This window comes from Nocardiopsis endophytica (assembly GCF_027706725.1).
Classification (GTDB): domain Bacteria; phylum Actinomycetota; class Actinomycetes; order Streptosporangiales; family Streptosporangiaceae; genus Nocardiopsis_A; species Nocardiopsis_A endophytica.
In genome coordinates, this window is record NZ_JAQFWQ010000035.1 from 31,892 (window position 1) to 53,358 (window position 21,467).

The window sequence follows — 21,467 nt, forward strand, 5'->3', positions numbered from 1 at the left end:
ATCGGGCGGCCGCCCCGACCCTCTAAGGTTCGGAGGGGACCCCGATGCGCGAGCGAGAAGGAGTTGCCGACGATGGAGTTCAAGCGGCTGCTGGCCGGCCTGGGATTCGGCGGGGCCGCGGTGCAGACGGTCCTGCGCGAGGGCGAGGTGCGCCCCGGCGGGGTGCTCGCCGGCACGGTGCACGTCAAGGGCGGCGAGGTCGACCTGCACATCGACGAGGTCACGGTGGGGCTGCAGGCCCGCGCGGAGATGGACAAGGGCGAAGTCGAATGGGACATCGAGCTGCAGCTCAAGCATGAGCGCGTCAAGGACGCCCTGGAACTGGCCGAGGGCGCCGAGGTGGAGGTGCCCTTCGAGCTGGAGCTGCCCTGGGAGACCCCGCTGACCCGCTACCGCGGCAAGCCGATCCGGGGCATGGGCGTGGGCCTGTACACCCAGCTGCACGTGTCGGCCGCCGTGGACCCCGAGGACCTGGACCCGGTGTCGGTGGCCCCGCTGGCCTCGCACACCGCCGTACTGGACGCCGCCGAGGCGGTCGGCCTGCCGCTGCGCCGGGCGCGCCTGGAGCGCGGCACGGTGCCCGGCGTGCAGCAGCGGCTGCCGTTCTACCAGCAGCTGTGCTTCGGCTCCCCCGAGCGCGGGGTGGACGTGGACGTCGTCTTCGTCACCGATGAGCGCGCCTGCCGGGTGCTGGCCGAGCGCCGCGACGGGCACGGGTCCCCCTGGCAGGGGTCGGTGGACCACGCCGACCCGGCCCCCGGGGCGGCCGAGCTGTCCACGTGGCTGGAATCGGCCGCGCGGTCCTGACACGCGGTGATCATCCCTGGTCACGCCCTGTACGCGGGCCTTTACCCGGGTTGACTGGGGGTGCGCACCCGGGCACAGTGGGCGGGATTCGACGCGCGCGCCCCGGCGGCATCGGCCGTACCGGGGCCACCGCGCGGACCCTGAGCGAGCGGGAAGGCGGACGCATGCGGGAGAGCGGCGCGTGGCAGGGGGCCGTTCCGGCCGGGACGCTGAACGGGCTGGCCGGGGTGCTCTACCGCAACGCGGAGGACCTGCCCGCCGCCGAGGTGGTCTCCCGGCGCGGCCCCGACGGCACCTGGGAGCGGGTGACCTCCGCCCGGCTGCTCAGCGAGGTCACCGCGGTGGCCAAGGGGCTCATCGGCGCCGGGGTGGGCGTGGGCGACCGGGTCGTCCTGGTCGGCGACGCCCGCTACGAGCAGGTGCTGCTGCAGTTCGCCGTGTGGGCGGTGCGGGCGGTGGCGGTGCCGCTGCCGGCGTCGTGCTCGCCCAAGCGGCTGCTGGCCGTGGTGCGCGACTGCCGCCCGGCCGCCGTGGTGCTGCAGGACGGCCGCCAGGCCGACGCCGCCGCGGCGGCCTCCCGCGAGGTCCCCGACCTGGGCCGGGTGTGGCGCCTGGACGGCCCCGAGGGGCTGGAGGCCGTCACCCGCCCCGGCGCCTACATGGACTCCTCCTCGGTGCGCTTCCGCATGGAGGAGGTGGTGCGCGAGGACCCGGCCGTCATCGACTACCCGGCGTCGGTGGCCGGCCCCGGGCGCGGGGCCGTGCTCACCCACGGCAACCGCCTGGACGCCGCCGACGCGCTGGTCCGGCGGCTGTCCCCGGCGCTGGCCGGGACGGAGCCGGGGGAGGCCAGCGCGCTGATGCGGCTGCCGCTGGCCGACCACTTCGGGCAGGCGGCGCTGGCCGCGTGCATGCTGGCGCGGGTGCGGCTGGGGGTGCTGGAGCCCAGGGCCGACCTGCCGGCCGAGCTGCGCACGTTCAAGCCGACGGTGCTGGTGACCGGGCCCGAGCTGCTGGAGCGGCTGTACCGGGCCGAGTCGGACAAGGCGCGCCAGACCGGCTGGGACAACCACAACGCCTTCGGCGCCGCCACCGAGCTGGCCGTGGACTTCGACAAGGCCGGGCGCAAGGGCGCCTGGCGGCGGGTGTCCAAGGCCATGTACGAGTGGATGTACACGCGCATCCGCGAGGCGCTGGGCGGCCGGGTGAAGCTGCTGGTGGTCGCGGGCGCGCCGATGAGCGCGCGGATGGACCACTTCTTCAACGGCGCCGGCGTGCCCCTGGTGCAGGTCTCGGGCACCGCCGAGTCGGGCGGGGCGTTCTGCGCCAACGGGACCGACGACCGGCGCGCCGGCACCCACGGGCGGGCCCTGGAGGGCACCGAGGTGCGGCCCGGACCCGGCGGCGAGCTGTTCGTGCGCGGACCGGGGGTGTTCCCGGGCTACTGGAACGACCCGGACGCGAGCCGGGAGGCGCTGCGCGACGGGTGGCTGGCCACCGGGGTCGCCGGGGAGGTCGACGGCGACGGGTACGTGACGGTGCGCGAGCGGCTGCGGGTGCAGGCCTGCTCGGCCCCGGCGCGGCCGCGCGGCGCCGACGCGGCGCCCGGGGCCGCGGGGCGGGGCGAGGGGGCCGAGGCGGCCCCGGCGGCGCACGAGGCGCCGCACGCCCGGACCGGCGGCGGGGGCGAGGCCGGTCCCTCCGGGGCCGAGCGGCCCGCGGCGGCCGTCCCCCAGCCGTCCCCGGAGGAGCTGGTGGCCGACCTGGAGCGGCGGCTGCGCTCGCACTCGCTGGTCAGCCAGGCGATGGTGATCGGGCGCGGGCGCCCCTACTGCACGGCGCTGGTGACGCTGGCCTCGGACCAGCTGGAGTACTGGCGCCTGGTGAACAACCGGCCGCTGAACACGCCGCCGGAGGAGATCGCCTCGGACCCGGAGCTGCTGCGCGAGATCAGCGTGGCGGTGGGCGAGGCCAACCAGGCGGTGCCGCCGCAGCTGGCCGTGCGGGCCTTCCACGTGCTGGCCGAGGAGTTCACGGTGCAGAGCGGGCTGGTGCTGCCCGGGGGCGAGCTGCGGCGCGACGCGGTGCTGCGCGCCTTCGCCGACGAGATCGAGGGCCTGTACCGCTCCCCGGAGTCCCACTCCCGTTGATCTCGGGAGAAGGCCCCTTCGCGGACGGTCTTAGAGCCCGCGCGGATAGGCGGGTGCGCTCCGCGTTGATCTCGGGAGAAACGACGCTACCGGGCCGTTTTTAGGGGCGCTTTTCCCGAGATCAACGACGTGGGGGCGGCGTTCGGCGGCGGAGTCGGCGGGGCCGGACCCCTGCGGTCCGCCCGCCCATCCGCGCCAGCTCTTAGGGGCGATTCTCCCGAGATCGGCATCGGAGGCGGTTCATTCCGGTCGTCCGGATGCGCCACCGGTTGCGGAAATGCGTCTGAAGGATCTCCGGGATCTTCTTCGGGGTCATGGAGAAACGGAATATGCGCGAGGGCCGCTGCGAGCGGGGAATCCGGATATGGAGCACGGAGGGCGCCGGAACGGGGTGCGCTCCTCAGAGCCCGCGGGCGTACGTCCACGTCCTGACCTGCGGACCTTCGGAGTGACAAGGCGTGCCCCACGGCCTCCTTCAAGGGGCACGCCCGCGCCCGCCACCTCAGTTGTTGTTCAGCCACGCCAGGACCGCCCGCACGCGGCGGCTGTCATCGCCCGACGGCGGCAGGTCCAGCTTCGTGAAGATGTTGTTGATGTGCTTGCTCACCGCCTTCTCGGTGATGAACAGGCGCCCGGCGATCGCCGAGTTCGACCGGCCCTCGGCCATCTCCCCCAGCACCTCCTGCTCGCGCGGGGTCAACGACGCCATCGGGCCCTCGTCGCCGTGCTTGGCCAGCAGCTGGGAGATCACCGCCGGGTCCATCGCGGTGCCGCCCTCGGCCACCCGGCGCACCGCGTCGAGGAACTGCCCCACGTCGAACACACGGTCCTTGAGCAGGTAGCCCACCGCGCCCCGGTCGTCGGACAGCAGCTCGCGCGCGTACAGCTGCTCCACGTGCTGCGAGAGCACCAGGATCGGCAGCCCGGGCACCTGCCCGCGCGCCTCGATCGCCGCCTGCAGGCCCTCGTCGGTGAAGGTCGGCGGGAGCCGCACGTCCACCACGGCCACGTCCGGGCGGTGCTCGACCAGGGCGTCCCGCAGCTGCGGCCCGCTCTCCACGGCGGCCACCACGGTGAACTCGTGGGCCTCCAACAGGCGGATCAGCCCGTCGCGGAGGAGGGCCAGGTCTTCGGCGATGACAACGCGCACGGCAGCTCCATGGTCACGATCGTCGGCCCGCCCGCCGGGCTGACGATGTTCATGGTGCCATCGAACGAATCCAGTCGGCGCCGGATGCCCCGCAGCCCCGAGCCCCCCGACTCCTCGGCGCCGCCCCGCCCGTCGTCCCCGACCAGGATCATCAGCCGCCCGGCCACATGGGTGATGCGCACCCACGCCCGGCCGGCGCCGGAGTGCTTGACCGCGTTCGTCAGGACCTCGGCCACCGCGAAGTAGGCGGCCGACTCCACGGGGTCGGGGGCGCGCCCGGGCAGGTCGATGTCGACGTCGATGGGCAGCTGCTGGGACACCGCGAGCGCGCGCACCGCCCCGTCCAGGCCGCGCTCGACCAGTACCGGCGGGTGGATGCCGCGCACCAGGTCGCGCAGCTCGTCGAGGGCCTGGCGGGTGGCCTCGCGCGCCTCGGTGAGCAGCCGCCGGGCGGTGTCGGGGTCCTGGGACAGCAGCTCCTCGGCCATGCCCAGGCTCATGCCCAGAGCCACCAGCCGCGCCTGCGCGCCGTCGTGCAGGTCGCGCTCGATCCGGCGCACCTCCGAGGCCTGGGCGTCGATGGTGTCGGCGCGGGAGGTGGCCAGGTGCTCGACGCGGGCGTGCAGGCGGGCCTTCTCGGTGGGGGCCAGCAGCCAGCGGCTCATCCGGGCGTACAGCCGCAGCAGGGCGGGGGTGGCGCGCCAGAACAGCGCCAGTTCGATGACCGCGGGGACGAGCGCGACGAAGGCCTCGGTCTGGTTCTCCACCGGCAGGCCGTACAGGTCGGGCACGACCCGCCACAGGACGGTGGCGTAGAGGGTCTGGTAGACGGCGTGCCCGACCAGCACCGCGGGCATGAGCGCGACCACGGCGCCGACGGTGCCGTTGAACAGCAGCCAGGCCATGTCGCGCCAGGTGCCGGGGTCGGTGAACACGGCGCGGATGCGCGCGGGGAACGTGCCCTGGGGCAGCGGGCTGTAGGGGGAGGGGATGGGGCCCTCGTCGAGGAACTGGCCGAGCACGCGGCGGCAGGTGTCGGCCAGGCTGCGGATGAGGGGGGTGAGCATGACGGCGATGGGCAGGCCGATCCAGATCGCCGTGAGGACCATGGCCACGGAGAACAGGGCGAGCAGCACCACTCCGGTGGCGGCCAGCGCGACCAGCAGCAGCGACCACGCCAGCAGGTACAGGCGTCCGGTGGCGGCGGGTCGGTCGGCGCGGATCATGGGCGGCGTCCTCGGCGGTGTCGGCGGCGCGGCGGGCGGCCGGTCGGTGCTGGGCACCGGGCCGCTCGCTCCATTGTGGGGGTGCGTGCGGACCGCACGCAGTGGTGCGGGGTCCCCTGTCGGGGGTTCCCCTAGGGGGCGGTGGCGAGGTGGCCGGGAGCGCGCGGGGCGCCGCCTGCCCCGCCCCCGGTGGGGGCGGCGTGCCTTCTGGGCACCGTCCCGACGGCAGCGACGCCGTCTGCCTGACTGCCTGTCCGCCCGTGCGCTCGTGCGCCGCTGTCCGCTTGACGGGTCGGGCGCGGATCGCACATACCCCGTGCCCTGCGAGGTGTCGCTCATGGCCCATGGGAGGATGCCCGGCAGCGCGCGGCCCTGCGACGACGGGGCGCGGGCCCGGATCGGCCCGGCCCGAATCGGATCGGAGCGGAACGGGTCGGGCCGGAAACGGATCGGAGAAGGGGAGCGGAGGGCCATGGGCGCAGCGGCACCGGAGCGGAGCGAGGGCGAAGGGCGTGTGGCGGTCGTCACGGGCGCCGGGAGCGGGATCGGGCGCGCGGTGGCGTTGGAGTTGCTCGGGCGCGGCTACTCGGTGGCCCTGGCAGGGCGCCGGCGGGAGCGGTTGGAGGAGACGGCCGAGCTGGCGGGGGCACCGCAGCGCGAGCGCGCTGCTGCGGTGGCCTGCGACGTGTCCGACCCGGACGCGGTGCGGGCGCTGTTCGGGGCCGTCGACGAGCGCTGGGGCCGCGTCGACGTGCTGTTCAACAACGCGGGCGCGATGCCCGCCCCGACCGCGGTGGACGAGGTCGGCGACGACGAGTGGCGGCATGTGGTGGACGTCAACCTCACGGGGGCGTTCTGGTGCGCGCGCGAGGCCTTCGCGCGGATGCGCCGCCAGGAGCCGCGGGGCGGGCGGATCATCAACAACGGGTCGGTGTCGGCGCAGGTGCCGCGCCCGATGTCGGTGGGGTACACGGCGACCAAGCATGCGCTGACGGGGCTGACGAAGTCGCTGGCGCTGGAGGGGCGCCCGCTGGGGATCGCGTGCGGGCAGATCGACATCGGCAACGCGGCGACCGAACTGACGGAGGGCATCGCGGCGGGAACGCTCCAGGCCGACGGCGGCCGCGCGCCGGAGCCGGTGTTCGACGCGCGGTATGTGGCCAGGGCTGTGGCGGACATGGCGGCCCTGCCGCTGGAGGCCAACGTGCAGTGGATGACCTTGATGGCGACGGGGATGCCGTACGTCGGCAGGGGGTAGCGCTGGTCGGCGGTCCTTACGGTTCCGCTGTCGGGCGCGGCGCGTGTGCGTGGTCACCGTGGAGGGCGGCGACGGCGACAGCGGGGCGGTTCCCGGGCTCTGCCTGCCGGGCGGCGGGCCGCTCCCGGCCCGGGCGGGCGGGCGGCTGAGCTGGTACCCCGCTTGAGGGGCCCGGCCGGGCGGTGGGCCGACAGGGCGCACCGTTGAGGGCGGCGACGAGGAGAGGCCAGCGGCCCACACCGCAGCGCTGTCGGGCGCGGCGCGTGTGCATGGTCACCGTGGAGGGCGGCGACGGCGACAGCGGGGCGGTTCCCCGGCCCTGCCTGCCGGGTGGTGGGCCGCTGGTGCTCCAGGCGGCGGCGCGACCGGGCGGGCGCGTGGTTGAGCGCGTTCGTGGCGGCCGCCGCCCCGGTGCGCCCCTACTCCGCGATGATCTCGACGGGAGTGCTGTCAAAACGGCCGGAATGACAGCACCTTCGTCGAGATCATCGCCAAGGGGGGCGGGCGAGGGGGTGTGGGGGCAACTTGAGTGGTGATATCGACGCCCGATCTGCCCAAAAGCGTCGATTCCACGACGCAGGATGCCCGACCCCCTCTCATGCTGTCCGGTATGCCCGGTATGCGCCGCCCGTTCGGCCCCCCGCCGCCCAAAGGCCGCACCTGTCCCGCGCACACCACCCGAAACGCACACCGCCCCTCGCGCACTGCGCCGGATCGGCCGGGCCGAAAGGGCTTCGGGCAGCGGTAGCATGCCTTATCAGCGCCAGGCGGGCCCACGCACCCGCCACCGTCCGCCCCCTCGCCCGCCGCACCGCCTGAAAGGCACCCGCGACACCGTGCGTCCCACAGACAACGGCGACCGCCCCCGCCGCCTGCCCGCCGGCACCAACACCCGCCACCCCGCCGGAATCCGCATCGTCGCCGCCGTCCTGGCCGTGGCCGCCCTGGTTCTGGGCCCCCTCGGCTACGTCAACGGCACCTCGGCCGACACCGGCTCGGCCTCGGAGTGGTACACCCTGGGCTTCGCCGCCTCGGCCGGACTGCCCCTGCTGGCCGCCGCCATCACCACCGTCGCAGGCGACCGACGCGCCGCCCTGTGGTGCCTGGCCCTGCTGGCCTGGCCGCCCGTCTTCATCGCCGCCGTCCACCTGGCCCCCGGCGCCTGAAGGCCCGGCGACCGCCTACCCTGGGCGCCGACCCGCACACACTCAGGGACACCGGGGGAGGGCACGTGTCACCCAAGAAGAAGAACAAGAACAAGCGCAGGACGGCCGCCGCGCGCACCCCGGCCGCCGGGGCCTCCGCACCCGGCCCCGCCGCCGACGGCACCGGCGGCGCCCTGAAGGCCCCCTCGCGCCGCCGCACCCCCGTCCCGCTCGACGAGCCCCGGCCCCGCTGGCCCCTGGCGCTGTGGACCCTGCTCGCCCTGGTCTGGCTCGGCGGCACCGCCCTGTTCTTCATCCTCGTCCTCGCCGAGGGCCTGGCCATGATGGACCACCAGAGCCCCCAAGAGCTCGCCCCCTCCCTGCGCGCCACCGCCTGGTACCTCATCGGCATGCTCACCTGCGCCCTGGCCGTGCCCGCCGCGGGCGCCGCCACCGCCGCCCTGCTGCGCCGCAAGATCGCCGCGGGCCTGTTCGCCCTGGCCACCGCCGCCTCGGCCATCGCCGTGTTCACCCTCGCCGGACCCACCGAGATCATCGACGCCCTGCGCGGCGGCCTGTCCGGCTGACCCGCCGACCCGCCCCGCCCCACGGCGCGCCCGTACCCGACGGCGCCCCGGATAGGCCATCATGGACCACCGTGGGCGCAACGACACCAGACCACCACGGCACCGACCCCGACGACCCGGCCGGCCACGACGAGCACACCGCCGACGCGCTGCCCGTCCCCGCCGAGGTCCGCGCCCGCCTCCCGCACGTCGACCACAGCGTCCTGGTCGACGAGCGCGCCCTGGAGGAGGTCCGCCGCCGCTTCGACACCGACCAGGCCGGCGCCCTGGCCCGCTACCTCACCTCCGCCCAGTCGCCCAACACCCTGCGCGCCTACCGCACCGACTGGGTCGCCTTCACCGCCTGGTGCCTGGCCGAACACCGCACCAGCCTGCCCGCCGACCCCGTCGACGTCGCCGTCTACCTCGCCGCCGCCGCCGACACCGTCCGCACCGACGACCCGACCCGCTGGGCGCTGTCCCCCTCCACCCTGGAGCGCAAGGCCGCCGCCATCGCCGCCGTCCACGGCGCCCACGGCCTGGCCTCGCCCACCCGCGCCGAAGTCGTCCGCCTCACCCTGCGCGGCATCCGCCGGCGGCGCCGCACCGCCCCCCGCCGCAAACGCCCCGTCCTCCTGCACACCCTGACCACCCTGCTCGACCACCGCCCCGACCCCGGCCACCCCACCGGCGCCGCCCGCGCCCGCGACACCCTGCTGCTGCTCACCGGCTTCGCCGGCGCCCTGCGCCGCAGCGAACTGGCCGCCCTCACCTTCGACGACACCGCCGTGGGCACCGACCCCCGCACCGGCGACCCCCTGCTCGTGCTGCGCCTGCACGCCACCAAGACCGACCAGGAGGCCCGCCACGACCACCGGGTCGCCCTGCCCCGCGGACGCCACCGCCCCACCTGCCCGGTGTGCGCCTTCGCCGACTGGGCCGACCTGCTCACCACCCTGCGCGACGGCGGCCCCGCGGCCCTGCGCACCGCCCTGGCCGAATCCGCCGAGCGCGAACACGACACCCGCACCCCCCACCGCTGCCACACCTGGGCCGGCACCGACCTGGCCGACGGCACCGCCCGCCCCCTCTTCCCGCCCGTCGACCGGCACGGCCGCATCGGCGAGCGCCCCGTCTCCGGGCGCGCCGTCGCCGAACTCGTCAAGCGCTACGCCCAGCGCGCCGGACTCGACCCCGACGCCTTCGGCGGCCACTCCCTGCGCGCCGGATTCGCCACCCAGGCCGCCCTGTCCGGCGCCGCCGACCGCGAGATCATGCGCCAGGGGCGCTGGACCAACCCCCGCACCGTCCACACCTACATCCGCACCGCGAACCCGCTGGAAGACAACGCCGTCACCCGCCTCGGGCTGTGATCCGACCGTGTCCGATATGTGCGACCATTTGCGGGTGATCGATGAGTTTCGCGCGGCATTCCAGGAGCTGATCGACGCCTCCGTCGCCTCGGACACCGAACGCTTCCCCGAAGCGGTGCACCGCGTCTACAACCTGGCCCACCACGTCCCCGCCGAAGAACGGGAACTGGCGCTGGAGGCCCTGGGCACCCTGCTGTCCGGCGGCCACACCGGACCCGGCATCACCGCCGACCTGTGCGTGGTGGCCGGAGCGCTGGTGGAGTCGGGCGCCATACCCGGGGAGACCGGGACCACCGTCGTGCGCCTGCTGCGCACCATGGGCCAGGGCGCCGCCGTCTTCCTGCACGCCTGGAACGCCGCGGGCGCCGGAGAGGTCCCCGACCCCGACGAGGTCACCGCCCAGGCCGAGCAGACCGTCGCCGAGGAACTGGGCGAGACCGCCGCCACCGCCACCATCTGCTGGTGGACCATCCGCCGCCACGCCCTGGCCGCGGCCACCATGCTCGCCGACCACCGCGTGCGCGCCGCCGTGCGCGGCGACACCGCCCTGGGCGCCGAGCTGATCGCCATCTCCAACCAGCTCTCCGCACGCCTGGAGGAGTTCGCCGAGATGCGCGCCCTGCTGCGCATGACCGGCGCCACCTCCGCCCTGGTCCTGGACCGGGCCACCGGGCGCGGCTTCCGCGTGTTCTTCGAGGGCATCGGCGACAACTTCCAGCTGCACACCCTGCTCGCCGACGCCCTGGTGGGCGAGGAGGGCCAGGGGCTGCCCGGCCACCGGCCCGACGAGCGCTGGACCGCCGCCTTCCGCGACACCGAGCCCGACCCGGCCGCGGGCCCGGTCAAGGGCTGGTGGAACCTGGTGGCCCTGGACGGCTCGTGGGTGTGGAACGAGGGCGTGCCCGCCGACATCCCCACCCACGACGGCGAGCACGTGCTCGTGCTGGACGCCCAGCCCTACCCGCGCTCGTGGAACGCCCGCAGGCGCCACCCCCAGGTGACCGGGTGGCTGGAGGTCGACACCGAGCTCGGCCCCGAGGAGACCGAGCAGTGGTGGGCCCGCGCCGCCCCGCCCACCGACACCGCCTCGGGCACCTTCTCGGCCTTCGAACGCCCCGCTGCGGCCGCCGCGGCGGCCGCGCCGGCGCCGCAGCAGCCCGGGCCCGACGCGGACCAGGAGGAGCCCGGCCCGCCCGCCGCCGGGACGGCGACCGGGCCCGCCCCGGGTGAGGCCCACGAGCCCGCCGGGGAAGCCGACGAGGGCACCGGCCTGCCCACGCCCTCCGCCCCCGCCTTCGACGCCGAGCCGGCCGCACCCGGGCAGGACGGCGCCGGGGAGGACGCCGAGCACGCCGGCGAACCCGCGTTCTCTGCCGCCGCCGGCGAGGGCCCCGACGCCGACCCCGGCCCCTGGCCCTCCGCTGAGGCGACCCTGCCGGGGACCGGCCCCATCGAGTCGGGGCTGGGACCCTGGCCCGGGTACGGCCAGGACGCGCAGGAGCCCCCGGCCGCCCCCGAGTGGGACCGCGCGCCCGCCCCGGTGCCGGTGCCCTCCCTGTCCGGCCCCGCCCCCGTCCACGAGGACGGCGGCGAGGAATCCTCCGAGGTCTCGGCGGCACCGGACGGCCCCGGGGACGCCGACGCGGCCCAGGACGGGTCCGGACCGGAGGGCGAGGCCGCCGAGGCCCCCGCCCCCGAGCCGGCGGACGCCCCCGAGCCCCAGGTCGCGGCGACCGAGCAGATCCCCGTGCTGACCGAGGAGATGCTGCGCGCCTACGACGAGGAGCGCGCCGCCCAGGCCGAGGAGGAGCCCGAACAGGGCCCACCCGGCAAGCGCATCCTGCCGCCGCTGCCGCCGGGGGTGTCCAAGAGGTCCGGCTGGGGCCCCACCTGGCGCTGAGCCGCCCCGAGGGGCCCGGGCCGACCGCAGGGGAGAGCCGACCGCTGCTCCGCCCGCCGGCCTCGGCCGAGAGCGGCGAGCCTCCAGAGGGGGCACCGAAGGGGCGGCGGTCCTGTATCGCCGTCTCCGCCACCGGTCCTCAGGCGGGTGCGTGGCGGGTGTGTTCGTCGGCGGCGGCAAAGCGGGCGCCCCGGCGCACTTATCGCCGCTTGTCGCGATGAGTGCGCGTCATCGGGGCGGACGCCCGCACCGGGGACGCCGCTGGCGGGCTCGTCCGTCGTGGACCTGCCGGGTACGGGCCGCGCCCTTGCTCAGGCCATGTTGCGGCGCCTGGAGCGGGAGCCGTCCCCGTCCTCGTAGTCCTCGTCGTAGAGGCCGTCGAAGTACTCGTCCGGGCTCACGCTGCCCTGGTCCTCGCGCACCCAGCGCGAGGGCACCAGCATGGGCGCCACCATCAGCACCGCCAGCGGCAGGAACACCCCCAGCCCCAGCAGCTGCACCGCCCCCTCCTGGCCCGGCACCCACGAGGGCACCCGGTCGGCCAGCCCCGGCCGCAGCACCGCCACGGCGCTGGCGGCCATCAGGGTCAGCCCGGCGATCCCGGGCAGCATGGGCGTCAGCCGGGGCCCGACCAGCGTCACCGCGACGACCAGGGCCAGGGCCCCCAGCCCCGCGACGGTGATCGCGCCAGCGGTGTCGGCGAAGGTCCCCCCGGCCCCGTTGAGCGCGGCCAGGCGGGGCTGTGCCCACCCGACGCCGAGCGCGACCACGGGGGCGAGGAGGAGACCGACGAAGAATCCGACGACGTGTCGCACCGAACAGCTCCTCTCGAAGTCGAGCCTGCACCATAGCGACATTTGCCGCCACCTGGGCATCTCGGACACCCGGAGTGACCGGCGCGCCCGCCCCCGGCCGCACCGCCCGCGCCCCCGAACGCCCGCTGAGCCGCCGCTGACGGCCCCGGCCCCGCCCCGAGGAAAAACACGCACAGTAGCCGCCGCCCGGTGGCCGGCCCCCGGGCCGACCGACCGCCCGCCGGCCGCCCCGACACCCCCGCAACCAGCCCGCACCCAGAAGAACCCCAGCTCACGACAGGGAGCGGAAGGCGAACGGCGCCGCGCGCACCACCCGGCCCAGCACAGGGCCGCGGATCCGGGCCACAAGTCCCCACTTGGGTCGCCGAAGGTCCCGACCCGGACGAAGGCGCCCCCGGACCCACCCGGACCCGCCCCCTGGCGGAACCACCGCAGGCCCCGGCGCGGCGCGCCTTCGGAGCTCTGACCGGGGGCCCACCAACCGCAAGCGGTCATGGTCGCCGAGGGGGTCCGGCACCGCCCCTCCAGGGGCGGTGGTGATCCGGCGCGGTGAAGGGGTCGCTCCGGGCACGGGAGTGCGGCGGGACCGCGGAGCGGTGTGATCCGCCGTGGCGGGATGCCCGGTGCGCACACGGGAAGCGGCCCCGACCCGCCGACAAGGGCCCGCCGGACGTTCCCGCCACAACACGCGCCCGCCGCCCCGGCCCTCCGCCGCCGGCGCATCTAGGGTGGTGGGCGTGAGCGACGACCAGCAGCGGCCCGGCCCCGCCGAGGACCCCGACGTGATCGAACTGGCCACCCGCGTGTTCAACTTCGCGCGCACCGGCGACAGCGGAGCCCTGTGCGCCTACCTGGACGCGGGCGTGCCGGTGGACCTGACCAACGACAGCGGCGACACCCTGGTCATGCTGGCCGCCTACCACGGCCACCCCGACGCCGTACAGGCGCTGTGCGACAGGGGCGCCGACCTCGACCGCCTCAACGACCGCGGCCAGTCGCCCCTGGCCGGAGCGGTCTTCAAGGGCGAGGAACGGATCGTGCGGATCCTGGTCCGCCACGGCGCCGACCCCGCCGCGGGCACCCCCTCGGCCGTCGAGGCGGCGCGCATGTTCGACAAGCAGGAGTTCCTGGACCTCTTCGACAAGGGCGCCCAGGCCTGAGGGCCCACCGCCCGGCGGGGGAGCGGGCGGCCCCGGCACACGGGCGGGGGGCGGCGCCGCGCGCCGCCCCCGCCGCTTCGTCCGCACCGCCGACCGGCCCCCTTACCCGGAGGACCGCCCGCCGTCCCCTCCACGGCCGCCGTCCCCGCCTGTGGGCCCCTCACCGCCGCCGGAGGCCAGGTCGCGCCCGTCGGCCCGGGTGTACAGCGGCTCAGAGCTCACCGGCACCGCACCCCACCGGCGCCGCGCCTCATAGGCCACCAGCACCACCGCCACCGATACCAGTGTCGCCGCCAGGGGAGTGCGCTGGTCCGGCAGCACCGCCATCGCCCCCAGCACCGCCAGCAGCGCCACCAGCACCGCCCACGACAGGTACGGGAACCCCCACATGCGGAACCGCAGCCGCTCGGGCTCCTCGCGCCGCAGCCGAGCCCCCATCACCAGCTGGGAGGCCACGATCACCAGGAACAGCACCAGCAGGATCGCGCCGATCGAGGCCACCAGGAACCCGAACACCGCATCGCCCCACAGGTAGTTGCCCACCACCGAGGCGTACCCCACGCACGTGCCCAGCAGGATCGCCCGCGCGGGGACCCCGCGCCGCGTCACCGACGCCAGCGCCCGCGGGGCGTCCCCCTGCCGGGTCAGCACGTGCAGCATCCGCGAGGAGGTGTACAGCGCCGCGTTCAGCACGCTCAGCACCGCGATGAACACCACCACCTCCATCACCAGCGGCGCCGCGGGCACCCCCACCGTCTCCATCACCGACACGAAGGGGCTCTTGAGCAGCTCGGCGGTGTCCCAGGGCACCACCGCCACCACCACCAGGATCGAGGCGATGTAGAACAGCGCGATCCGCCACAGCACGTTGGTCGTGGCCCGCGCCACCCCCTGCTCGGGCTCGTCGCTCTCCCCGGCGGCGATCGTCACGATCTCCACGCCCCCGAAGGAGAACAGCACCACCACCACGGCGGCCAGCACCGCCGCCCACCCGTTGGGCACGAACCCGCCGTTCGCCCACAGGTTGGACAGCGTCATGCCCTCGCCGCCGGGCCACAGCCCCAGCGCGTACAGCCCGCCCAGCACCAGGAAGCCCACGATCGTGGCCACCTTCACCAGCGAGAACAGCGACTCGGTCTCACCGAACACCCGCACCGAGATCAGGTTGGCCCCGGTCATCACCACCAGCAGCAGCAGCGACAGCAGCCACCCCGGCAGCGGGATCCACCCCGAAAGCATCGCCGCACCGGCCACCGCCTCGGCCGCCACCAGCACCGAGTACATCCACCAGTACAGCCACCCGATGGCGAACCCGGCGCGCGGCCCCAGGGCCAGGCGCGCGTAGTCGGAGAAGGAGCCCGAGGCCGGCCGCGCCACCACCATCTCGCCCAGCGCGCGCAGCGTCAGCAGCACCAGCGCGCCGGCGATGGCATAGGAGACCACGGCCGCCGGCCCGGCGGCGTGGATCACCGCGCCCGAGCCGATGAACAGGCCCGCGCCCACCGAACCGCCGATGGCGATCATCGCCATGTGGCGGCGGCGCAGCGTGTGCGCCAGGCCCGGCCTGCCCTTGCCGTCAGCGGAAGAGGTCGTCGTCGCCCCCCGGTCGGGGGATTCATCGTGCGAGGTCACAGCCCACGAGGCTACGCGGTGCACCCGCGCGGGCACCGCACCGGGGCCCAGCAGCGGCCCCGCCCGGCCCCGGAAGTGACCAAGATCATCCCCATGCGCCGCCCGCGGGCGGGCCGCGCCTCACCCCGCCGCGCCCCCGGCGCCCTCGCCGTCCGGCCGCAGCGGCCGCATCGCGTGCTCGGCCTCCTCCTCGGTCAGCAGCCCGCTGCGCGCCGCCGTGCGCAGCGTCTCCTTGGCCAGCAGGATGTGCTGGCGCGACCTGCCCCCGGGACGCGTGATGCGCCCGTCCCGCCACAGCGGCTTGAGCGCCAGATAGGCGTGGGCATCGCTCAACCGCCCCTGGTCCAAAGCCGACAGAAGATCCTCGCGTGCGCTCAAGGCCTCATCACCGCCCCGTCGTCACCGACAGCGTCCCGGCGGAGCGCGGACGCACCGTGCCCCCGCCAGAACCGAAAGTAGCGACACCCCGCCCCTCCCCGGGGCCGTTTCGGCCAATCCCAGCGACTTTTCCACCCCCGGGACCACAGGGTTCACCCGCCTGACGCCCGCGAGCCCCCGCACCGACGCCCCGCAAAGGAGCCCGCAAGCCCCCCCGGGGGCGCAGAAGAACAGTCTCCCGCGCCCCCGGGGGAACACACTCAGGGCATCTCATCCAGCGGGGTATCGGGCAGCCACGTCCGCCACCGCTTGACCGACCCGGCCTCCACGATCACCGGACAGCCCGCATACACCCCGTCAGCGGCCAGCACCGTGTGCGCCTCCGCAGGCGTCATCCCCATCCCCTCCCACCGCGCAGTGAGCCCTTTCACCACCAGGGCGGTACTCAGGTCCAGGACACCGCAGACGAACACCGGATCGTCCAGGCGCGCACGGATCTGCTCCACCCGCCTCGTGGGCAGATCCTCCAGCGCCTCCATCACGGCCAGCGCCGGCACGTGCAGGGACGTCACACGGTCGACGGCGACCTCGACCACCGTGGACATGAAGTCCGACCCCCGCATCCACGCCCTCACCGCCGACGGCGACAGGATCTTCCCGGCGATCACCCCGCCCCGCCTTCACCCTCCGCAGACCCGCCGTCCGGACCGCCCATGATGCTCTCGGCCCACGCCCGCGCCCGCGCGTACTCCTCAGGATCGCGCTGCCGGGCCTCGGCGGCGTCCTGGCGGATGAGCGTCCGGGCGTTCTGCTGGGCACGCCACTTCTGGTCCATGGCGTCGTTCACCCAGGCCGACACCGAGCGCACCTCCCCCGTCTCGACGGCCCTGTCGGCCACATCGAGCAGATCGGGATCCAATGTCACCGTCACGCGCCTCTTCACCTCACTCATACTTTGATCATATGTTCTGCCTCCACTCCCGCACCAGGGACCCGGCAGGGGAGCGGAACCACAGGGAAACCTACGCCCGCCCCACGGCCCTCCGCCGGAAAACCCACGAAACCCAAAGAAAAGGGCGGCCCGAAGGCCGCCACCTCACCGCCCCCGAACCCCGGTCACCCCGACGCCGGCCCCTCCAGCACCCGCGCCGCCCCCTCACCGCCCTCCGCCGCACGCCGCGCCTCCCGCACCGCCACCACATCGGCCGCATCACCCACCAACCGCGAGAAGTTCACCGGCTGGTCCAGGCTCACCATGTGCCCCGCCCGCGGCACGTTCACCAGACGCCCCTGCGCACACGCGTCCATGAACCGCTTCTCATGGATCCGGAAATGGTCCCGCGCACCGTTCACCAACCACACCGGACCCGGATACGACCCCAGCGCCCCCAACACGTCCATATCCGCGATCTCATCGATCACCGACCGCGCCGCCTCCATCGCCAGACCGCCGTCCAGCACCGCATCGGCCCCCTCATCGGGCAGCGTCAACCGGTGGAACCGCTCGTTCACCGACAACCCCTTGTCCGGCAGCACCTCCAACAACGCCGCCGGAATCCGGTACACCTGCGCCAACGACTGCGCCGGACGCGCCGTACAGCTCGCCGCCACCAGCCCGGCCACCCGCCCCGGACTCGCCGCCGCAGCCGCGATCGACACGAAACCCCCCAGGCTCAACCCCACCAGCAGCACACGCCCGCCGACCCCGTCGACCGCCTCCAGCACCGCATCCACCGCACGCCCCAGCGAGAACTCCTCACCCCGCCGCTCACCGTGCCCCGGCAGATCCGGCGCCACCACCCGCCGCCCCTGCCCCCTCAGGAACTCCACCTGCGGACGCCACATGCTCCCCGACACCCGCAACCCGTGCACCAGCACCACCGGAACACCCATGACCGACAACCCGCCCCTTCACACGGCCCGCTCAAGCACCACTCAGGAATAGGACACCGTCACCGGCGCATGGTCCGACCACCGCGCACCGTGCGAGGCCGCCCGCTCCACACGCGCCGACGCCGCCCGCGCCGCCAGCCCCGGGGTGGCCACCTGGTAGTCGATCCGCCACCCCGCATCGTTGTCGAAGGCCCGCCCCCGGTAGGACCACCACGAATACGGACCCGCCTGATCCGGATGCAAAGCCCTCACCACATCCACATACCCCGCCTCGCCGAACACCCGCGACAACCACGCCCGCTCCTCGGGAAGGAACCCCGATGAGCGCCGGTTGCCCCGCCAGTTCCTGAGGTCCTCCTCCCGGTGCGCGATGTTCCAGTCCCCGCACACCACCAGGTCCCGCCCGGCCGCCTCCACCTCCGAGCGCCGCCGCACCAGGTAGGGCAGGAACGCCTCCATGAACCGCTCCTTCTCCTCCTGCCGCGCCGTGCCCACCTCCCCCGAGGGCAGGTACAGGCTCGCCACCGTCACCGCCCCCAGGTCCACCTCCACATACCGGCCCGACCCCGCGAACTCCTCGGCGCCGAACCCCACCCGGACCCCGTCCGGATCCGCCCGCGAGTACACCGCCACCCCCGCACGGCCCTTCACCTCCCCCGGAACCACCACCACATGCCACCCCGGCGGCGCGGCCGCCTCACGCGGCAGCTGCTCGGGCACCGCCCGCACCTCCTGCAGGCACACCACATCGGCCCCCGTGGCCCCCAGCCACCCCAGGAACCCCTTGCGCGCCGCCGCCCGCAACCCGTTCACGTTCACCGTCGAGATCTCCATAGGCACAGGCCCACACACTAGTGCGCCCCCGCCCCGCCACCGCCGACCCCGGCCTGACCGGCCGCCCGCCCGGCCGGGGACGCACCCGCCCCGCCGGGCCCCTCCGGGCCCGACCCCTCCGACAGCCTGCGCAGCACCCCGTAGGTCCGGTTCGACCGCGCCGCCTCACGCTGCGCCGACGCCGTCACATCGATATAGGACTGCGACGACGTCAGCGACGTATGCCCCAGCAGCCGCATGATCTCGGTGACCGACGCACCGTCCTCGGCCAGCCGCGTCGCGAAGGTGTGCCGCAGCGCGTGCACCAGCGTCCCCCGCGCCACCCGGTCGTGCACCCCCGCGTGCTTGTAGCACTGCCGCACCAGGTACTGCAGACCGCCCCGCCGCAGCCCCTCGCCCCGGTTGTCCACCAGCAGCGGATCGGCCCCCCGCACCCGCACCCCGAACCGCGCCTCCCGCGACGACAGGTACGCCTCCACCAGCGCCTCCAACGGCGGCTCGATCGGCAGCGACCGCGTCCGGCCCCCCTTGCCCACCACCCGCACCCGCCGCTCACCCGGCCGCCCGCTCACCGAGTCCACCCGCAGCCCCAGCATCTCCGCCGACCGCAGCCCCGTCAGCAGCGCCAGCGCCATCACCGCCAGATCCCGCTCGGGCCAGGGGTCCCGCGCCCGCCGGCACCCCGCCGCCAACGCCTCCAACAACCGCTCGGGGGTGTCCTCGCCCATCAACGGCTTGGGCTCGCCCTGGCGCAGCCGCGGACGCCCCACCGCCTGCATCGGATTGCCCGCCAGCACCCCCTCGGCCACCCAGAACCCGAAGAACCCGTTCCACGTCGACCAGGCCCGCAGCACACTCGAAGGCGCCCGCTCGGCCGCGAAGTCCGCGAACGCCCTGCGCATCACCTGCGCGTCCAGCTCGGCCAGACCCGCCGACCCCGGCCCACGGCCCAGCGCCCGCGCCGCGCACTCCAGCACCCCGCGCAGGTCCCGCCGGTAGGCCGCCACCGTGTGCGGCGACGGCTTGGCCGCCATCCGCGCCACCAGGTAGTCCTCCACCGCATCGACCGCCCGGCGCCCCGACGCGCCCCCGGCGCCGTCCCCCTCCTGCTCCTGCACGGCCGCCCCGCCGCCGGGGGAGGGGACGGGGCCCGACCCCGGGCCCGCCCCGGCCGCCCGCACAGGGACTCCATCGAACTCCGCAGTGCTCATGCCCCCAACCATCCCCGATCCCGCCCCCTTGCCACCACACCGGCCCCGGGCGTTTTCGAACACCCCGCCCGCCGCTGTTCGACCGCGCGGGCACGGCCCCGGACCGGGGCAGGGGAGCGGCCGCCCCGCGGGAACAGAGAGAAGGGGGCGCAGGCGCCCCGCGCCCCGCCCCCGAAACACCGCCCGGCCCGCACCGCCGGGCCCACACACCTCACGGAATGCGCTTGGCCGCCCACATCGACACCGCGTGCAGCGGCCACTCCAGCGGGCCCCGCCGCACCAGCAGCCGCCACACCGTCGCGAACACCAGCGCCCCCAGCAGCACCGTCAGGTCCAGCCGGTCCGAGACGAACCCCAGCGGCGTCCCGTCCACCAGCCCCGACTCGGCCAGCCAGATCACCAGCACATGCCCCACATAGGTGGTCAGCGCCAGCGCCCCCACCGCCGCCAGCGGGTACACCGCCCACCGCAGGTAGGGCGCCACGATCAGGCACAGCCCCAGCACCGCGATCGCGATTCCCCCGGCACCGAAAACCTCGAACGGCGTCCCGCTGTGCCCCGAGGGCACCAGCAGCCACGCCCAGTCGTTCACCGGCACCGTCCCCGGGAACCCCTCCCGCAGCGCCTCGGCCACGCTGGAGGCCCCGCCGTAGCGCTCCATCACCCCCGCGTCGAAGGACGCCTCCAGCCGCGCGCGCCCGCCCAGCGCCAGCGCCGCCCACGAGGCCGTGTAGGCCGCCGCCGCCAGGCCCGCGCCCACGCCCACCAGCGACCACTGCACCGCCCGGCGGCGCAGCCGCAGCCGCCCGATCGCCATCCCGGCGAACACGAACGGCATCCAGGTGATGGCCGGGTAGGCGCCGGTGAGCAGGAAGTTCACCACCCCGTCGTCGGCCAGCGCCACCAGCGGGTCATAGGAGTTCACCGCCGCCACCGGGCCCCGCAGCGGCCCTCCCTCGGCCATCAGCCCCCGGACGTAGAACGAGGCCACCGGGCCCAGCACGCCCAGCACCGCCGCCGTCCCGGCCACGATCTTCCACCGCTCGCTCATCAGCGGAGCCGCCAGCACGAAGAACACCGCGTAGTAGGCCAGGATCACCGACACCGGGGTGCCCGTCATCGTCAGCAGGGTGCCCACCGGCAGCATGATCAGCCCGCGGATGACCACCCGCCACAGCGCCACCCCCATGTCGTGGCCGGACCTGGGGGAGGACCCGCCCGACAGCAGCGCGATCGACACCCCGGCCAGCAGGGCGAACAGCGCGGCCGAGCGGCCCGAGACCAGCCCGTACAGGGCGTTGCTGCCGTCGGCCAGCGTCCACCCCAGCCCCACGTGCACCACGAACATGCCCAGCACGGCCAGGCCGCGGGCCACGTCGATGCCCACCAGGCGGTCGGCCGCCCTCTTCGCGGCGCCCGGGCCCGCGCCCTCGGGGCGGTCCCCGGGGACCTGGCCGGCGGAGCGCTCGCCGCGGGCGGGGGAGCGGGGCCCATCCGCCCGCGCGGAGGACGCGGAGGGGCCGCCGGGCGCGGCCGGGGCCGTCCCGGCGGCCGCGGGGGCCCCGGGGGCGCTGTCGGTGGGGTCGGCGGTGGTCTCGGCCGCACCGTCGCGAGGGGAGGGGCTGATGCTGTTCGACACCCTTCGAGCATCGCGCGCCCGGGGGCGGATTGCAGGGGGATGGGCGAGTTGTGACCGGTTGTGGCCGGGAGACGCCGCAGCGGCGCCGCGAGGACAACGCGGGGGCGGGGCGGGGCGTCCTATCGCTGGCGGTGCCCGCGGAGGCGGGGGCAGCATGCCCGCTATGCGGCGTAGGTCAAGAATGCCCCAGTTTCATGCATAACGCACTTTATGCATGAAACACCGATCCCTCCCCGGCGGCACGGAACCGGGGCACCGGAGGCGCTTCCAGGCCTTGGCGACCCGTTCACCCGCCCGGACGCCACCCCGAAAACGCTCTTCCGCGCCCCG

The 21,467-nt window shown here is 75.2% G+C and carries 19 protein-coding genes; 8 read left to right on the plus strand and 11 right to left on the minus strand.

From position 1 onward, the window contains the following. Nucleotides 1-72: 72 nt before the first annotated feature. Nucleotides 73-807, plus strand: a complete 735-nt coding sequence (locus O4J56_RS14040; RefSeq protein ID WP_270686209.1) for a sporulation protein — start codon at nucleotides 73-75, stop codon at nucleotides 805-807. Between the two features lie 164 nt (nucleotides 808-971). Then, a complete protein-coding gene (locus O4J56_RS14045) occupies nucleotides 972-2,957 on the plus strand; it encodes an AMP-dependent synthetase/ligase (protein WP_270686210.1) in 1,986 nt (661 codons plus the stop codon). Between the two features lie 502 nt (nucleotides 2,958-3,459). Here the strand turns inward: O4J56_RS14045 and O4J56_RS14050 are convergent. Beyond that, on the minus strand, nucleotides 3,460-4,107 hold the full coding sequence (locus O4J56_RS14050; protein ID WP_270686211.1) for a LuxR C-terminal-related transcriptional regulator: 648 nt from the start codon (nucleotides 4,105-4,107) through the stop codon (nucleotides 3,460-3,462). Beyond that, nucleotides 4,059-5,333, minus strand: a complete 1,275-nt coding sequence (locus O4J56_RS14055; protein ID WP_270686212.1) for a sensor histidine kinase — start codon at nucleotides 5,331-5,333, stop codon at nucleotides 4,059-4,061. The genes O4J56_RS14050 and O4J56_RS14055 overlap by 49 nt, the downstream gene beginning before the upstream one ends. A 472-nt stretch (nucleotides 5,334-5,805) precedes the next feature. On the opposite strand from O4J56_RS14055, the gene O4J56_RS14060 reads away from it, so the two are divergent. From O4J56_RS14060 to O4J56_RS14080, 5 genes are all read left to right on the plus strand, one after another. Continuing rightward, on the plus strand, nucleotides 5,806-6,591 hold the full coding sequence (locus O4J56_RS14060; protein WP_270686213.1) for an SDR family oxidoreductase: 786 nt from the start codon (nucleotides 5,806-5,808) through the stop codon (nucleotides 6,589-6,591). Between the two features lie 836 nt (nucleotides 6,592-7,427). After that, a complete protein-coding gene (locus O4J56_RS14065; protein WP_270686214.1) occupies nucleotides 7,428-7,757 on the plus strand; it encodes a hypothetical protein in 330 nt (109 codons plus the stop codon). A gap of 65 nt (nucleotides 7,758-7,822) precedes the next feature. Next, on the plus strand, nucleotides 7,823-8,323 hold the full coding sequence (locus O4J56_RS14070; RefSeq protein ID WP_270686215.1) for a hypothetical protein: 501 nt from the start codon (nucleotides 7,823-7,825) through the stop codon (nucleotides 8,321-8,323). Between the two features lie 71 nt (nucleotides 8,324-8,394). Then, nucleotides 8,395-9,675, plus strand: a complete 1,281-nt coding sequence (locus O4J56_RS14075) for a site-specific integrase (RefSeq protein WP_270686216.1) — start codon at nucleotides 8,395-8,397, stop codon at nucleotides 9,673-9,675. Between the two features lie 34 nt (nucleotides 9,676-9,709). Further along, a complete protein-coding gene (locus O4J56_RS14080; protein ID WP_270686217.1) occupies nucleotides 9,710-11,575 on the plus strand; it encodes a hypothetical protein in 1,866 nt (621 codons plus the stop codon). Nucleotides 11,576-11,886: 311 nt separating this feature from the next. Here the strand turns inward: O4J56_RS14080 and O4J56_RS14085 are convergent, their stop codons facing one another. Continuing rightward, nucleotides 11,887-12,390 carry a hypothetical protein gene (locus tag O4J56_RS14085; RefSeq protein ID WP_270686218.1) on the minus strand — a complete coding sequence of 168 codons (504 nt, stop codon included), beginning with the start codon at nucleotides 12,388-12,390 and terminating at the stop codon, nucleotides 11,887-11,889. A 731-nt stretch (nucleotides 12,391-13,121) separates the two neighbouring features. Here O4J56_RS14085 and O4J56_RS14090 point away from each other — a divergent pair. Continuing rightward, nucleotides 13,122-13,550, plus strand: a complete 429-nt coding sequence (locus O4J56_RS14090) for an ankyrin repeat domain-containing protein (RefSeq protein WP_270686219.1) — start codon at nucleotides 13,122-13,124, stop codon at nucleotides 13,548-13,550. A gap of 102 nt (nucleotides 13,551-13,652) precedes the next feature. Here O4J56_RS14090 and O4J56_RS14095 read toward each other — a convergent pair whose 3' ends face one another. The 8 genes from O4J56_RS14095 to O4J56_RS14130 form a co-directional block, all read right to left on the minus strand. Then, nucleotides 13,653-15,080: an amino acid permease gene (locus O4J56_RS14095; protein WP_270686235.1), complete on the minus strand. Its 1,428-nt coding sequence runs from the start codon at nucleotides 15,078-15,080 to the stop codon at nucleotides 13,653-13,655. Between the two features lie 222 nt (nucleotides 15,081-15,302). Next, nucleotides 15,303-15,560: a hypothetical protein gene (locus O4J56_RS14100; RefSeq protein ID WP_270686220.1), complete on the minus strand. Its 258-nt coding sequence runs from the start codon at nucleotides 15,558-15,560 to the stop codon at nucleotides 15,303-15,305. A gap of 260 nt (nucleotides 15,561-15,820) precedes the next feature. Continuing rightward, nucleotides 15,821-16,228 carry a hypothetical protein gene (locus tag O4J56_RS14105; RefSeq protein WP_270686221.1) on the minus strand — a complete coding sequence of 136 codons (408 nt, stop codon included), beginning with the start codon at nucleotides 16,226-16,228 and terminating at the stop codon, nucleotides 15,821-15,823. After that, nucleotides 16,225-16,512 (minus strand): ribbon-helix-helix domain-containing protein, encoded by a 288-nt coding sequence (locus O4J56_RS14110; RefSeq protein WP_270686222.1) that lies wholly within the window; start codon nucleotides 16,510-16,512, stop codon nucleotides 16,225-16,227. The genes O4J56_RS14105 and O4J56_RS14110 overlap by 4 nt, the downstream gene beginning before the upstream one ends. 164 nt (nucleotides 16,513-16,676) lie before the next feature. After that, entirely contained in the window at nucleotides 16,677-17,453 is a 777-nt protein-coding gene (locus O4J56_RS14115; protein WP_270686223.1) for an alpha/beta fold hydrolase, read from the minus strand. Between the two features lie 42 nt (nucleotides 17,454-17,495). After that, complete coding sequence (locus tag O4J56_RS14120; RefSeq protein ID WP_270686236.1) at nucleotides 17,496-18,287, minus strand: exodeoxyribonuclease III; 792 nt, start codon at nucleotides 18,285-18,287, stop codon at nucleotides 17,496-17,498. Nucleotides 18,288-18,304: 17 nt separating this feature from the next. Next, entirely contained in the window at nucleotides 18,305-19,321 is a 1,017-nt protein-coding gene (locus O4J56_RS14125) for a tyrosine-type recombinase/integrase (protein WP_270686237.1), read from the minus strand. A 388-nt stretch (nucleotides 19,322-19,709) separates the two neighbouring features. After that, entirely contained in the window at nucleotides 19,710-21,137 is a 1,428-nt protein-coding gene (locus O4J56_RS14130) for a DUF418 domain-containing protein (RefSeq protein WP_270686224.1), read from the minus strand. Between the last annotated feature and the right edge of the window lie 330 nt (nucleotides 21,138-21,467).

What these genes read in the sequence shown, in the direction of transcription:
- O4J56_RS14040 (WP_270686209.1), top strand. Translation starts at nt 73, where the DNA reads ATGGAGTTCAAGCGGCTGCTGGCCGGCCTGGGATTCGGCGGGGCCGCG.
- O4J56_RS14045 (WP_270686210.1), top strand. Translation starts at nt 972, where the DNA reads ATGCGGGAGAGCGGCGCGTGGCAGGGGGCCGTTCCGGCCGGGACGCTG.
- O4J56_RS14055 (WP_270686212.1), bottom strand. Translation starts at nt 5,333, where the DNA reads ATGATCCGCGCCGACCGACCCGCCGCCACCGGACGCCTGTACCTGCTG.
- O4J56_RS14060 (WP_270686213.1), top strand. Translation starts at nt 5,806, where the DNA reads ATGGGCGCAGCGGCACCGGAGCGGAGCGAGGGCGAAGGGCGTGTGGCG.
- O4J56_RS14095 (WP_270686235.1), bottom strand. Translation starts at nt 15,080, where the DNA reads ATGGCGATGATCGCCATCGGCGGTTCGGTGGGCGCGGGCCTGTTCATC.
- O4J56_RS14110 (WP_270686222.1), bottom strand. Translation starts at nt 16,512, where the DNA reads ATGAGTGAGGTGAAGAGGCGCGTGACGGTGACATTGGATCCCGATCTG.
- O4J56_RS14115 (WP_270686223.1), bottom strand. Translation starts at nt 17,453, where the DNA reads ATGGGTGTTCCGGTGGTGCTGGTGCACGGGTTGCGGGTGTCGGGGAGC.
- O4J56_RS14120 (WP_270686236.1), bottom strand. Translation starts at nt 18,287, where the DNA reads ATGGAGATCTCGACGGTGAACGTGAACGGGTTGCGGGCGGCGGCGCGC.
- O4J56_RS14125 (WP_270686237.1), bottom strand. Translation starts at nt 19,321, where the DNA reads ATGGCGGCCAAGCCGTCGCCGCACACGGTGGCGGCCTACCGGCGGGAC.